This is a genomic window from Sphingomonas sp. Ant20 (genome assembly GCF_000783375.1).
Lineage (GTDB): Bacteria > Pseudomonadota > Alphaproteobacteria > Sphingomonadales > Sphingomonadaceae > Sphingomonas > Sphingomonas aerolata.
Window position 1 is genome coordinate 19,419 of sequence record NZ_JRVI01000126.1, and the last position, 14,032, is coordinate 33,450.

General features: G+C 63.6%; 12 protein-coding genes. All 12 read left to right on the forward strand.

Annotated features, from left to right (window positions below; translation table 11 throughout):
* Positions 1–613 precede the first annotated feature (613 nt).
* The 12 genes from NI18_RS14660 to NI18_RS14710 all read left to right on the forward strand — a co-directional run bounded on the left by NI18_RS14660 (position 614) and on the right by NI18_RS14710 (position 13,958).
* Positions 614–1,786, forward strand: coding sequence for a site-specific integrase (locus NI18_RS14660; RefSeq protein ID WP_037530894.1), 1,173 nt, complete (start codon positions 614–616; stop codon positions 1,784–1,786).
* Positions 1,783–2,979 (forward strand): site-specific integrase, encoded by a 1,197-nt coding sequence (locus NI18_RS14665; RefSeq protein WP_037530897.1) that lies wholly within the window; start codon positions 1,783–1,785, stop codon positions 2,977–2,979. The genes NI18_RS14660 and NI18_RS14665 overlap by 4 nt, the downstream gene beginning before the upstream one ends.
* Before the next feature lie 97 nt (positions 2,980–3,076).
* Positions 3,077–3,478, forward strand: a complete 402-nt coding sequence (locus tag NI18_RS14670; protein ID WP_306286433.1) for an antitoxin Xre-like helix-turn-helix domain-containing protein — start codon at positions 3,077–3,079, stop codon at positions 3,476–3,478.
* Positions 3,475–3,954 (forward strand): RES domain-containing protein, encoded by a 480-nt coding sequence (locus NI18_RS14675; RefSeq protein ID WP_037530902.1) that lies wholly within the window; start codon positions 3,475–3,477, stop codon positions 3,952–3,954. Before NI18_RS14670 ends, NI18_RS14675 begins: the two co-directional genes overlap by 4 nt.
* 371 nt (positions 3,955–4,325) lie before the next feature.
* Positions 4,326–5,234: a PHB depolymerase family esterase gene (locus tag NI18_RS14680; protein WP_128082236.1), complete on the forward strand. Its 909-nt coding sequence runs from the start codon at positions 4,326–4,328 to the stop codon at positions 5,232–5,234.
* Positions 5,231–6,463 carry an MFS transporter gene (locus tag NI18_RS14685; RefSeq protein WP_037530903.1) on the forward strand — a complete coding sequence of 411 codons (1,233 nt, stop codon included), beginning with the start codon at positions 5,231–5,233 and terminating at the stop codon, positions 6,461–6,463. Before NI18_RS14680 ends, NI18_RS14685 begins: the two co-directional genes overlap by 4 nt.
* 123 nt (positions 6,464–6,586) lie before the next feature.
* On the forward strand, positions 6,587–9,232 hold the full coding sequence (locus NI18_RS14690) for a TonB-dependent receptor (RefSeq protein WP_198527022.1): 2,646 nt from the start codon (positions 6,587–6,589) through the stop codon (positions 9,230–9,232).
* Positions 9,177–9,551, forward strand: a complete 375-nt coding sequence (locus tag NI18_RS25745; protein WP_198527023.1) for a hypothetical protein — start codon at positions 9,177–9,179, stop codon at positions 9,549–9,551. The genes NI18_RS14690 and NI18_RS25745 overlap by 56 nt, the downstream gene beginning before the upstream one ends.
* Positions 9,552–9,626: 75 nt before the next feature.
* Positions 9,627–11,165, forward strand: coding sequence for a tryptophan halogenase family protein (locus tag NI18_RS14695; protein ID WP_037530904.1), 1,539 nt, complete (start codon positions 9,627–9,629; stop codon positions 11,163–11,165).
* A 57-nt stretch (positions 11,166–11,222) separates the two neighbouring features.
* Positions 11,223–12,182, forward strand: coding sequence for a hypothetical protein (locus NI18_RS25750; RefSeq protein ID WP_198527025.1), 960 nt, complete (start codon positions 11,223–11,225; stop codon positions 12,180–12,182).
* Entirely contained in the window at positions 12,179–12,856 is a 678-nt protein-coding gene (locus NI18_RS14705) for a DUF6445 family protein (protein ID WP_037530908.1), read from the forward strand. The genes NI18_RS25750 and NI18_RS14705 overlap by 4 nt, the downstream gene beginning before the upstream one ends.
* Positions 12,857–12,932: 76 nt before the next feature.
* On the forward strand, positions 12,933–13,958 hold the full coding sequence (locus NI18_RS14710; protein ID WP_306286438.1) for a LacI family DNA-binding transcriptional regulator: 1,026 nt from the start codon (positions 12,933–12,935) through the stop codon (positions 13,956–13,958).
* The last annotated feature ends 74 nt before the right edge of the window (positions 13,959–14,032 follow it).

Here is a 14,032-nt window from a genome sequence, read left to right on the forward strand (position 1 = left end):
AGCGGGCATCCATTCAGCTGCCATCGCAGAGCAGTGTTACGCTCCGTAGTATCGTTCGATCTCATCCAATCGGAGCGTGAGCGCTCTGCTGGGCAAATAGATAGTTAGTCTCTGCCGTTCGTCTTCGTTGAAACGAGCGGTCTTATTTAACAGGTCACGGATGGCTCCGCGACCGACGACCCTGTCGCCGCCAAGCCAACCACTGCCAAGCGCAATCTCAGGTGCGAGAATAAGGAGGCCATAAGCGTCAGGCGCGAGATGCTCGATTATGACGATGGTGGCCTTTTTGCCGTGATCGCGGCTTGCCTTTAAAGCGAGGATCTTTGCTTGGCGACCGGCGGGCCATTGGGGCCCACTTGCAGACGTTCAGGCGCACCTTGCAGCCTCCCAACTGCTGACGCTCGTTCACCTCAGTGGTACGACCGCTCTCGGCGCTGAAACGAGCACACCGAACGCAGCTTACGCTGTATGAATGAGAAAAAACCTAGCAATATCAGTGCCCGTCCCTTCTGATGGCCTTGGGAGTCCGGGGTACGTCGATGGCCATCTGCTCCCTGGAAATCCGCAGAATTCTGGGCTTTACGAAGCCAGTTCCGGGGCAGATGATGGCCTTATGGTCCCCAACCGGCAAAAGCCCGGACGCCGGGCATTCCTCGACGGTAACTACGCCCGCCGGAAGCATCCGGTTCGGGCTAGGGAGTACACAATCTGGGATACTGAGTTGGTCGGTTTCGGCCTTCGGGTCCGTCCAAGCGGCAGCTGTTTCTGGACAGTCCGTATTCGGCATCGGGGTAAGCAGCGGCGTGTCACCTTGGGGCGTCCGGAAGATGTCGAGGCAGTGCTGGCGCGGGCGCAGGCACGGCGTCTGCTAGCCGAAGTCGCATTGGACGGATTGCCCAAGCGCACCGTCGTCAAGGCAACGCCTTCTATGAACGACTATGTTGATATCTACTGGACCGACATCGCCCGCTATTGGAAGCCATCGACCGCGAAGCGCAATGCAGCGGCATGGCGTCGCGACCTCGCACCGGTCTTCGGACAAGCTCTCGTCGCCGATGTCTCGAAGGCTGATGTCATCCGCTGGCGCGATGACTGCGCCGGGACCGCTGAGGCAATGTACAATCGGGCAATCCCGGTGCTCGCCAGTTTGTTCAAATACGCTGAGGCGTTGCACCTGCGGCGTAAGGGTTCGAATCCCTGCCGGGGAATGCCTCGCTACAAGCGTGAGGCAAAGGAACGCTATCTTACGCCGCTGGAGTATCGCCGACTGGGCGCAGCCCTACGTGCCGCCGAGGCACGATCCCCGGCACACGTCGCGATCATTCGGCTGCTGCTCTACTCCGGCGCTCGCATCGCCGAAATACGCGATCTTCAGTGGGAATGGGTGCGACCGCCGCATCTGGCACTGCCCGATAGCAAGACCGGTCCCAAGACGATCTGGCTGAACAGTCAGGCCCTTACGATCCTCACCGACGTTCCCCGGCGTAAAGATTGTCCCTTCGTTTTTCCTGATAAATCCGGGGCTGCTCCCCTTTCCATGCAATTTTGGTGGGAGACGTTCCGCCGAACCTGCTCAATGCCCGACCTGCGCATTCACGATCTGCGACACAGCTTCGCGTCGACCGCGATCATGGACAATGTGCCGCTCGCAACAATCGGGAAGCTGCTCGGGCACCTGTTGCCTGAGACAACGGGCAAATACGCGCATTTATCCGACGATGTCATAGCGGACGCCGCTCAGCGTATCTCCGGCACGTTGGCCAACGCGATCGGATTACGCGCATGACCTCGTTATCCCTCCGCATGGTTGTCGCTGAGGCTTTGGCCGAAGTCGGCGCAGATCTGCGCTACCTCAAATTGCCTAAAGGCAAGGCCCGAACGACCTCATGGCTCGGGATCGAGCACGGCTTTGGCATTCGCCACTATGCCACCGGGCGTAACGTCTACATCGTCCAGACCCGTATGGCAGGTCGTCTGCGGACGGTGACGATTGGGCCGGCATCGGTCATCACCCAACATCAGGCGATGATGGTTGCCCGCCGGGTCATTGCCTATGCGCAAGTAGGACATGACCCTGCGACCGATCGCAAGCGAACCCGATCGGCTCCACGTTTCGACGATTTCCTCGATGAATATTGGAAGCGCTGGTCGCCACACTGGAAGGAATCGACCCGTGACACGCATGAGACGTATCGCCGCCTCTACCTCGACAAGGCGTTTCCAGGCGTCTTTCTCGACGAGATGAACGAGGCTCATGTCACGACATGGTTCGCGGAATTGAATAACGAAACCGGACCCGGCGCTGCCAACCGGGCAATGTCCATCCTCAACAATATGCTGAACAAGGCGGAGAGCTGGGGTTACCGACTGGAAAACACCAATCCGTGTCGGGCAGTGCGCCTCAACCGGAAGCGTAAGTGCGAGCGCTTCCTGAGCCTCGCGGAGATGGAGCGACTGGGGCGGGTGTTAGCGGAGGACAGGGAAAGCGCGGAGAAGGTCCAGCCCATCGCCGCTGCAGCGGTTGCGCTCCTTTTGCTGACGGGGTGTCGCGTGAGCGAGGTGCTCGGACTGCAATGGCAGGACGTGAAGGGCAATCGCCTGAAGCTGCGGGACAGCAAGACCGGACCACGCACGGTATGGCTTGGCGACGATGCCCGTGCGATCATCGATGGACTTCCCCGCCTGCGGAATATTCCCTGGCTGTTTTGGAACGTCAAATTCCGAAGGCCTATCAAGGGTATCGACCATTATTGGCATGACATGCGCGACCGGGCCGGGCTCTCGCAACTACGCTTGCATGACCTCCGGCATACCTTCGCCAGCCATGCCGCGATGAGCAAGGAGACGTTGCCCATGATCGGACGACTTTTGGGACATCGGAATCCGCAATCGACCTCGCGCTACGCTCATCTTGATGACGAGCATGTGCTGGACGCGGCCGAACAGATCGGGGCCGCGATCGAGCGTATGATGGTTTAAGGGCGGCCTCTTGTTTCATGACCAATTGAGGCGCAAATGTGCATCAACTGAAACGGAGTACCCTGTGGCAACGCAACCCGCATCGATCGAGACGCTCTTGGGCGTCAACGCTGGCCGGCAGGCTTCGCGGCTCGCGCTCGCCTATTCGATCGAGAGCGGCCTGCCCGTCGCTGCGCTTGATCGACTGGCTGATGTCGTCGCCCCCGACGACGCTCGATTCAAATTTCGGCTGATTTCGAAAGCCACGTTGGAGCGTCGCCGTAAATCCCCCTCCAAGCGCCTCACCAGTGAGGAGGGCGATCGGCTTGCCCGTCTCGCCAAGGTTTTCAGCTTTGCGCTTGATATCTACAAGGCACCGGAAAAGGCGCGCGAGTTCCTGAGCCGCCCCCATGCCATGCTCGACGGCAAGCCACCCCTTGATGTTGCCCTTGCCACTGGTCCCGGCGCTGACCTCGTGATCAATCTGCTCGGGCGGGCGGCCTACGGTGGTGGTGCGTGAAGGGCGGCAAGACTGATCGTGTTCTCACGGCCTTCCGAATAGGTGATCCAGACGGCGCCCACCCGATCTACGACAGCGAGGGTGCCCGCTTGTATCCGGGGCGCTGGAACACCTCTGCCAGCCCCGTGATCTACACATCCGAGCACTACTCGACGGCAATGCTGGAAAAGCTGGTTCACTCGAACAGCGTGCTGCCACCCAATCAGCACTATACCCGCATTACCATACCCAATGGTACCAGCTACGAAGTCTTTCAGCCCGCGTCACATCCCGGGTGGGACGGTAAGGATGAGAGCATCTGTAAGGCCTTCGGCAACCAATGGTACGATGAGCAGCGCACTGCCTTGCTGCTGGTGCCTTCGATCCCGGCTCGGCTAGAACGAAACATCATCATCCATCCCGCCCATGCCGATGCAAAAGGGATAACGTATGATCTGGCTGAGCCAATATGGTGGGACGAACGGCTTTACGGCTAACGGAAAAGAGATATTCGGGTTTGTCGAGCGACAGCTGTCAGCAATCGCGTGGAAAATATTCGTCATGACGTAAGAACCGCTCGCTTATGACGCGGCCGAATGACCCAGTAGTAGACATTCAGCCTCCAACATCACTTCCAGGAACCAGCCATTCGTTCAGGAATCGGATATGACGCATCCAGACTTATAACCGTAGGAGAAACACGCAAGGTTCTATTGACGCATTCTGTATTGGCCATAATCGGGACGTCAGACGAAGATCGACGCATAGAATTGATCGGCTAGGCGGTTGCAGGATTGACGGGAGGGCAAGGATGGCTGCGAAGGCATATGGGCGAATCCCGTCCCTGTCCCCATATTCGCGATACCTGATGGTCGCGTTCCTGACACTCATAGTTTTTGGAGTGCCCGCTCGTGCGGAGGCGACGTCGCCTTGCTCGGGGATCGCTGTTGAGCACAGCCTCACGCCGGTCGGAAACGACCATAAGGCTGTCTCTGTTTACCGCCCGACGAAAGCGGCTGGTGCTCTTCCGCTGATTGTCCTGCTGCACGGCAGCCACGGCTCCGGCGGTGCGTTTCTCGCGGAAACGAGTCTCGCGACCGTCGCAGAGCGGCACGCATTTATGATCGCGGCACCCGATGGCGGCATCGCGGTCGATAAGGGCTTTGCCTGGAACATCCCAGGCGTGCCGACGGTCGCAGGATCTCTGCCGAAAGCGAACGATCGGGACGACGTGGCCTTCATCGGAGCCGTGATCGACCAGCTGGTGGCCGCCGGTTGCGTCGACCCCGAGCGTGTATATGCCACCGGCGTGTCAGGTGGTGGTCGGATGGCGTCCTGGCTGGGATGCGTCGCGGCATCGCGGTTCGCAGCGATAGCACCCGTGGTGGGCTTGCGTGCCGGCAACCCGTCTTCCACAACGCCCGCGGAGCCGGACCCGGCGAGTTGCAAGCCGTCGAGACCGGTTCCTATCCTAGCCTTTGCCGGTGATCGGGACACGACCAATCCGATCGCCGGTGGTGGCGCGCGCTATTGGGGCTACGGCATGCACGCGGCCGAACGACGGTGGGCGACGCTCAACGGCTGCCTGGCAGTTCCCACGACCGTGCGCCTGTCTGTCGAGGTCTACGAACAGCGCTATTCGGATTGCCGCGACGATGCCGACGTTCGCGGCCGGATCACCATTGGCGGCGGCCATAACTGGTCGGTCGTCGATGACGAGGCGCTGTGGAGCTTCTTCGCCGCGCATCGGCGGGTGCGCGATCCGCACGCACCATGACCATCTCATCTGCCGCGGCGATGCCCCCAGGCGAGGCCGAACGCATTGCCGCGCGGCTGTTCCGCCTGTCGATCGGTGTGTTCTTCATCGGCGGGTGCCTGTCGGCATGCGTCAGCCTGTTGGTTCCGCGACTCCGTTTTCTCACGGGACTAAATTACGCCGCAGCGACCTCGGTTCAGTTGGCCTTCCACGCAAGCTACCTCCTATTCGCGCTGCCGATCGCGGCGTTCATCTCGGCGTACGGCTATATGCGCGGGCATGCCGCAGGGTTGTTGCTTATGTCCTTGGGTGCGATCGCCATCATCGCCGGCTTCGCATCGGCATCCTTCGTACTTCTTCTAGCGGCATTGCTCACGCTTTCGGCCGGAACCAGCTTCCTGCAGATCGCCAGCAATACCGCAGTCACCGTGACGAACGATCCGGCGCGCGCTGCAGTCCGGTTGAACATTCTCCAGGGATTCAACTCGATCGGAACGGTGGCAGGCCCGTTGCTCGGCGCGCCATTCATCCTCGCCTCGCGAACGACGCCGCTCAGAATTCCGGGGCTGGCGGTGCCGTTCGGCGGTGCGACGGTCGTCACGGCGCTACTCGCAGCAGCGTTCTGGCATCACCGAGATCTGCTGCGCGGCGCGCGCGGATCGTCCAACAGGGCAAGCGCGAACGTCTGGGCGGGATTGTGGCGCGACGCCCGACTACGCGGCGGCGCGGCGGCGATCTTCGCCTATGTCGGTGCCGAGGTGACGATTGGCGCGCTGCTCACCGACTATCTGATGCTACCAGGCGTGCTCGGAGTTGACGCGATCATGGCGGCGCGGCTTGTGAGCCTGTATTGGGGTGGTGCGATGGTCGGGCGGTTCGCCGGCGCCTGGTTGCTATACCGGGTCGGGCCATCGCGGATCCTTGCAGCGGCCGCGACGATCGCCGCCGGATTGGCGAGCATCGCAGCACTCGGCCATGGTCTGATCGCCGCGATCGCGCTGATCGGGGTCGGCCTGTTCAACTCGGTCATGTATCCAACGATATACGTGCTGGCGCTACCGACCGAACCGGGTCACGCGACGCCGGGCGCGACTATTTTGTGCATGGCCGTCGTTGGTGGCGCCGTCATTCCGCCGCTGACGGGCATTCTCGCTGACGCCAACGGGTTGGCGCCGGCACTGTTGCTGCCCGCAGCCTGCTATGTCGCGATCCTGCTATTCGCCCAGTCGTGCACGCCGCCCCGCCCATAAAGGCGATTGCGTCGGATAAAATTGAGCTTACGATTGGAAGCGCTTCCAATTTGCCGTCGAAGGCGGCATGGGTAGGCGCAATGGATGTTACCGGTCAGCGCCGGAACAATGGGGGGAGGATCGATGATCACTGGCAAGACTCGCGCACGGCGTTCGACGACCGGCATATTGTATCTGGCATCGACCGCGCTTGGATTGTCGCTCGCGCTTCCCGCGACCGCGATCGCGCAGGAGGCTGCGGCCCCCGTTCCCGGCAGCCCGCAGACGGGCGCGGACAAGGAAACTCCGCCCGGTGACGTGCCTGCGGTGCTGCCGGTCGAGAAACGCGATCCCGGTCAGGGCGAAAGCGGTGACGAGATCGTCGTCACCGGCATCCGCCGCGGGATCGCCGATTCGATCAGCCTGAAGCGCAACAACACCTCGATCGTCGAGGCGGTCTCGGCCGAGGATATCGGCAAGCTGCCCGACGTCTCGATCGCCGAATCGATCGCCCGCCTGCCCGGTCTCGCCGCGCAGCGCGTCGCGGGGCGCGCTCAGGTGATCTCGATCCGCGGTCTCGCCCCTGACTTCACGACCACGCTGCTCAATGGTCGCCAGCAGGCCAGCTCGGGCGACAACCGCGCGGTCGAATTCGATCAGTATCCCTCCGAGCTTCTTTCCAGCGTCGTGATCTTCAAGACCCCCGACGCGCAGATTGCGGGCATGGGCCTGTCGGGCACTGCGGACCTTCGCACCGTGCGCCCGCTCGAATTCGGCAAGCGCGCGATCGCACTCAACCTGCGCGGCGAAAAGACCGAGGGCGGCAAGCTCAACAAGGATTTGCGCAACTACGGCTACCGCGCCAGCGTCAGCTATATCGACCAGTTCGCCGACGGGAAGCTGGGTATCGCGCTTGGCTACGCGCGGCTCGACTCGCCATCGGGTAACCGACATTACAAAGCCTATGGCTACGAAGCGTTCGGCGACCAGACCGACGCCGCCGGCAACCCGATCAACGTGGTCCAGCCGAACGCGGCGGACGGCGCGCTGCTGCTCAACGGGCAGGAGGTGTTCGTCACCTCGCGCTCGAACCAGCGCGACGCGTTCATCGGCATCCTCGAATGGCGGCCGAGCGACAAGGTGCACTCCACGCTCGACACCTATTATTCAAGGTTCTCGCAGAAGGAGCTGACCCGCGGCGCGCAGTGGTTCTCCAATCCGTTCGCCGATGGGCTGACCTTCACCAATGTCGGAACCGAGGATCGCGGCGGTTCCGCGGTGGCGAATTCGGGGACGCAGGTTCGGGCGGTGCCGATCATCCGCAACGACAACAATACGCGCCACGACGAACTGTTTTCGGCCGGGCTGAACAACGAGTTCACGCTCGACGACCGCACGCAGTTCTTCGCCGACCTGTCGTATTCGATGAACAAGCGCCGCGAGCAGATCCTGGAGACCTATGCGGGCTATGGCCTCGGAACCGGCGGCGTCACGCCCGCTACGCCGGACGTCGGGCGCACCTACGACAATATTGGCTTCACCACGCCGACGGACGGCTTTCCGAGCTATGACGAGGGCTTGAACTATGCCGACTCGTCGCGCGTGTCGCTCGGCGACCGCGCGCCTTGGGGTGGCTGGGGCCATGACGGCGCCATCCGTTTTCCCAAGGTCCAGGAGAAGGTCTACGCACTTGACCTGCGTCTCCATCACGACGTGGAGGGCTTCTTCAGCGGCTTCGACGCGGGTGTGAACTGGACGCACCGCGACAAGGGCAAGACCGTCGACGACAACGACCTGTTCCTCAAGAACGGCCGCCAGCAGGTGCTCGTCGACCCGCAGTATCTGACCGCATCGCCAGATCTGGGCTTCGCGGGCTTCGGCAGCGTGCTGAGCTACAACGCTGCGGCGCTGCTTGGTCAGTATTACGACATCACGCCGATCCGCGATGCGAATTACTACGACAAGAATTGGACTATCGTCGAAGACGTCATCACCTGGCACGCCAAGGCGGACATCGATTGGGGACGTCTGCGCGGCAATATCGGCGTGCAGGTCGTCAACCAGACGCAGCGTTCGCAGGGCGTCGTCATCAATGGGCTCGAACCCGGTCAGCCGATCGTCCCCCAGTCGATCCGCGACGGCGCAGACTATACCGACGTGCTGCCCAGCCTGAACCTAATCTACGATCTGGGAGGCGGCCACCGGCTACGCTTCGCCGCATCGAAGACGATGGCACGGCCGCGGATGGACGATCTGCGCGCCAACGTCTCGCCAGGCTTCAACTCGCTCGTATGCAGCGGTCAGACATGTTCGCCCGGCACCATCGTCAATCCCTGGTCAGCGAGCGGCGGCAACGCGAAGCTGAAACCATGGCGCGCAACGCGTGGACGCGACGTACGAATGGTACGTCAACCCGACGACCTACTTCTCGATCGCGGGCTTCTACAAGGACATCAAGACCTACATCTACCAGCAGAGCGGGACGTTCGACTTCAGCGGCATACCGTTGCCGACGACCGCTTCGGCGATCCCGCCAGGCGTGATCATCAGCAACATCGGCCAGATCACGCTGCCCGCCAACGGCAAGGGCGGCAATGTGAAGGGTCTGGAATTCAGCGGCGCGTTCAACTTCGGGATCGTCACGTCGGTCCTCGACGGGCTTGGCGTGCAGGGGAGCCTGTCGCTCACCAAGTCCAACCTCAACCCAACCTCGAACCCGGATCCGACGCAGGCGGTGCGCATCCCAGGGCTGTCGGGCCGGGTTTACAACCTCACCGCCTATTACGATAAGGACGGGTTCCAGGCGCGCATCAGCCAGCGATATCGCTCCGGCTTCAAGGGCGAGGTCGTGCAGCTGTTCGCCACGCGCGGGTTCACCGAGATCCTCGCCGACAAGCAGGTCGATGCGCAGATCGGCTACACGCTGCAGGGCGGCCCGCTCGAAGGGGTGGGTGCGCTCTTCCAGGTCAACAACCTGACCAACTCGCCCTATCGCACCCGCATCGGCCTCGACGGCGGCGGCACGGAGACCTCGGATGGCGGATCGCTGCTCGAAACCTACGAGAAATACGGGCGGCAGTTCCTGTTCGGGATAAACTATCGCTTCTGACCTCCCCCACCTGGAGGGAGGCGGCTCACGTCGCCTCCCTCGCCTTGTCAGGACGCGAGCGCAAGAAAGCGAACGATGACACAGCTTAGGCGTATCCTGATCGCGGGCGGTGGCTCCGCCGGCTGGATGACAGCGGCGATGTTCTCGCGCCTGTTCAAGGGTTTGTACGAGATCGTCCTCGTCGAATCCGACGCGATCGGCACCGTCGGCGTCGGCGAAGCGACGATCCCCGCGATCAAGAAGTTCAACGAGCTGCTCGGCATCGACGAGGACGACTTCCTGCGCCGCACGCAAGGCAACTTCAAGCTCGGCATCCAGTTTCAGGACTGGCTTCGTCCGGGCAGCAGCTACGTCCACGGATTCGGCGTTATCGGCCAGGATCTCGAATGGCTGCGCTGCCATCATTACTGGCTGAAGATGCACGGCGAAGGTCGCGCTCGCGAATTCGACCGCTATTCGATCAACACCTGGGCGGCACTCCAGAACAGGTTCATGCGCCCGCGCGCCGACATGCCCGACAGCCCGATCGGTCAGATCGCCTATGCGTTCCATTTCGACGCCGGGCTCTACGCCGCCTATCTCGCCGACTATGCGCGCGACCGCGGCGTGACGCGGCGCGAGGGGCGGATCGCCGACGTGACGCTCGATCCGGGGAGCGGCTTCATCCGGTCAGTGACGATGGACGACGGCGAGGTGATCGAGGCCGAGCTCTTCATCGACTGCTCGGGCTTTCGCGGGCTGCTGATCGAACAGGCGCTTGGCAGCGGATACGAGGACTGGAGCCACTGGCTGCCGTGCGACCGCGCGGTCGCAGTGCCGAGCGAGCGGTCGGCGAACTTCACGCCCTATACCCGGTCAACCGCGCGGCCGGCGGGCTGGCAGTGGCGCATCCCGCTGCAGCACCGCACGGGCAACGGCCATGTCTATGCCAGCCGCTGGATGGACGACGACGCCGCGCAGGCGATGCTGCTCGACAATCTCGACATGCCCGCGGTCGGCGAACCGCGCCGGCTGCGCTTCGTGCCGGGCAAACGCCGCAGCGGATGGATCAAGAACTGCGTCGCAATCGGGCTCGCCGGCGGATTCCTCGAGCCACTAGAGTCTACCGGGCTTCACCTGATCCAGTCGGCGATCCTGCGGCTGGTTCGGCTGCTGCCCGACACCGGATTCGATCCCGCTAACATTGCCGAATACAACCGCCAGACCGATTTCGAGTACGAGCGCATCCGCGACTTCATCATTCTGCACTACAAGGCGACCGAGCGCGGCGACACGCCGTTCTGGCGGCATGTCCGCGACATGGACGTACCCGAGACGCTTGCGCGGAAGATCGCGCTGTTCCGCGCGAACGGTCGCATCTTCCGCGAGGACGACGAGTTGTTCGCCGAGGAAAGCTGGATCCAGGTGCTGATCGGCCAGGGCATCATCCCCACCGCGCCCGATCCGCTGGTCGACGTCACGCCCGCAGACGAGATCGAACGCTTCCTCAGCAATATCGAGGGCGTGATCGCCAAATGCACCGCGCTGATGCCGAGTCACGCCGATTTCATCGCACGGACCTGTCAGGCACCGCCGCTCATCGTTCCCCGGTCGCGCGTTGCAGCGTCGCGATAAGCCCGCGGCGCATCTGCGCGACGTCGGTCGCGTCGTCGCCGCCAGCACGCCGCGCGCATGTGCTGGCAGGTGCGCGCCTGGATCGCCGCCTTCGAGAAACACGTAATGCGCGAACATCGCGGCCCAGGCACGGCGCTGATCGGGCGGCAGGTTCCTGAGCGTCATCATGCCGTGCATCAGTGCGTCCCAGGGCGATCCGACATCGGGCCGTGCCGGGTCCCACCAATAATTGACCAGCATGTTCACCGGCGCCAGCGCCTCGACATGATGATACCAGCCATAGGGAATATAGAGCGCATCACCCGGCTCCAACTCCGCGCTGGATCCCGCAGCAAGCGCCTCGGCGAAGCGCGGAAACCGCGCGAAATCCGGATCGGTCAGATGCACCATGCTGACCGGCGTGCCCGCCGGCGTGATATGGAACGGCCCCATATAGAGATTGGCAATCTGCTCGGGCGGGAACAGCGTGAAGCGACGACGACCCGCCACGACGCAGGCGATGTTTTCCGACGGATCATTGTGCGTCGCGACCTTGGCCGCGCTGCCGATCCACACCCGCGGCGGGATGCCGGGCGGCAGCAGCGGCATCGCGTTCGCGGCGGCGAAGCCCGGCATGACGTGCTCGGTCGCGAGCCCCTGCACCGCGAGTGTATCGGGCCGCACCGCACCCGCCTCCGTGTCAAGCGCGGCGAGGAACGCGCGCAGCGTCGCCGGGGCCTGCGTGAAATTGGGGCCTCGCAGCGTAGCTTCGTAATGGAGCCGCCCGTCCTCCTCGGGCGCCGCGCGCACCATCGGCACGAGACTGTCGGTCGCGAGTCCGCCGAGATAATCGGTCAACGCCCCCGCCCGCGCCGCGCGCACGACCGGCCAGTCGGCGACCAGGCCGCGCATCACCACGGGATCGGCCGCGGCACGGATAGCCGCGAACTCGGTCGGCGGAACGGCGCGTTCGGGCAACGGCTGCATCGCGACTGGCTCGCCCCTCGCCGCGCGCCTGTCAAGCGGGCGACGCGGTGATCCGGCCGTCGGTCGATGTGATCCGCGTCGGCGCGGAGGGCGAAAGCCTCGTCGTGATCGACGGCTTCGCGCCCGATCCTGAACGGCTGGTCAACGAGGCGGAAGCCGCGACGCTGACGACACTCGGCGCCTACTATCCGGGCGTCCGCGCGCCCGTCGGCGAACGCTATTGCGCCGAGATCGGCCCGCTGGTGGCAGGTGCCGCGCGCAGGATCTTCGGCTTCACGCGGACGCTGGCGTTCGACCGGGCGCTGTTCTCGCTCTCCGTGACGCCGCCCGCGGATCTCGCTTTGGCGCAGCGGATTCCGCACATCGACGACGTGGCGCCGGGCAAGCTTGCGATCGTTCACTACCTGTCGCACGCCGACTGGGGTGGCACGCGCTTCTTTCGCCACCGCAGCACAGCGTTCGAGACGATCACCCCGACGCGGCACCGCGACTATCTTGATGCGCTCGCCGACGATCTGCGCATGCACGGCGAACCCGCGCCCGGCTATATCGAAGGCGACACCGCGATCTTCGCGGACATCGGCCACGTCGCGCCGGCCTACAACCGCGCGGTGATCTATCGCAGCAGCCTGCTGCACTGCGCCGCGATTTCCAACGATCGCATGCTGCCGCCCGTCCCGCGCGATGGCCGCCTGACGATCGCCAGCTTCCTGAGCGCGGCCTGATGCCGGCATTGCCACGGCGCGGCGCATACGGCACGGAATCCGTGGAGGACCTTCGCTGACCGACCGCAAACCTACGATCGACGATGTCGCCGCACGCTCCGGCGTGGCGAGGGCAACTGTGTCGCGCGTGCTCAACGACGGACCTAACGTCAGCGCCAAGATGCGAACGCGTGTACTCGCCGCGGTCGACGCGCTGGACTACCAGGTCAACGTGCAGGCGCGTTTCCTTGCGGGCGGCGCCAACCGCACCGTGCTGCTGATCTGCAGTTCCAACGTCGAGAGCGAGCCCAACTCCTACTATCAATCCGCGCTCGAGATCGGCGCGCTGCGCGCCGCCGTGCCGTTCGGCTTCGACATCGTCACGCATGCGATCGTCGACACCGCTTCAGACTGCGAAGCCCGAATCCTTGAGCTCGTCGAGGACAGCCGCTGCACGGGAATCATTCTTACGCCCCCGTTCTCAGATCGGACCACGCTGACCGCCGCGTTGGCCAAACGCGCCTGCGCGTTGGTCTGCATCTCGCCAGCCCTCGACGTGGCGACAGGCGCGCCTTCCGTGCGGATGGACGACGAAGCCGCCGGTTTCGCGCTGGCCCGCCATCTGCTCGCTCTGGGCCATCGTCGGTTCGGGTTCATCAAGGGACTGGCCGGTCACCTGTCGGCCGAGGAACGCCATGACGGGGCGCTGCGCGCGCTCGTTGCCGAGGGATTGGGACCCGAGGCTATGATCAGCTGCCGCGGCGATTTTACCTTCAAGGCGGGGGTTGACCTGCTGCCGACACTCATCGCCGCCGATCCGCGGCCGACCGCGATCATCTGCGCCAACGACGACACCGCAGTCGGCGCGCTGTTCGCTGCTCACCGCGACGGCCTTTCGGTACCCGGCGACCTGTCGATCGGAAGCTTCGACGACACGCCCGTCTCTGCGCTGGTATGGCCGCCGCTGACGACGATCCACCAGCCGATCCAGGCGATGAGCGGCCGCGCGATACAGATCATCGCGGCGATCCAGAAAGGTGCGACGGCTGTTACCACCGGACCGGAGATGCTGCCGTTCCATCTCGTCGAACGAGCCTCCACCGCTCTGCCGCCGGACCGTTGACAACGCGGCGTGCGGCCTTAGACGGACGGAATTGGAAGCGCTTCCAATTCAAGCGAAGCGGAAAAAACGGGAGG

What these genes read in the sequence shown, in the direction of transcription:
- NI18_RS14660 (WP_037530894.1), top strand. Translation starts at nt 614, where the DNA reads ATGGTCCCCAACCGGCAAAAGCCCGGACGCCGGGCATTCCTCGACGGT.
- NI18_RS14665 (WP_037530897.1), top strand. Translation starts at nt 1,783, where the DNA reads ATGACCTCGTTATCCCTCCGCATGGTTGTCGCTGAGGCTTTGGCCGAA.
- NI18_RS14680 (WP_128082236.1), top strand. Translation starts at nt 4,326, where the DNA reads ATGGTCGCGTTCCTGACACTCATAGTTTTTGGAGTGCCCGCTCGTGCG.
- NI18_RS14685 (WP_037530903.1), top strand. Translation starts at nt 5,231, where the DNA reads ATGACCATCTCATCTGCCGCGGCGATGCCCCCAGGCGAGGCCGAACGC.
- NI18_RS14690 (WP_198527022.1), top strand. Translation starts at nt 6,587, where the DNA reads ATGATCACTGGCAAGACTCGCGCACGGCGTTCGACGACCGGCATATTG.
- NI18_RS14695 (WP_037530904.1), top strand. Translation starts at nt 9,627, where the DNA reads ATGACACAGCTTAGGCGTATCCTGATCGCGGGCGGTGGCTCCGCCGGC.
- NI18_RS25750 (WP_198527025.1), top strand. Translation starts at nt 11,223, where the DNA reads ATGTGCTGGCAGGTGCGCGCCTGGATCGCCGCCTTCGAGAAACACGTA.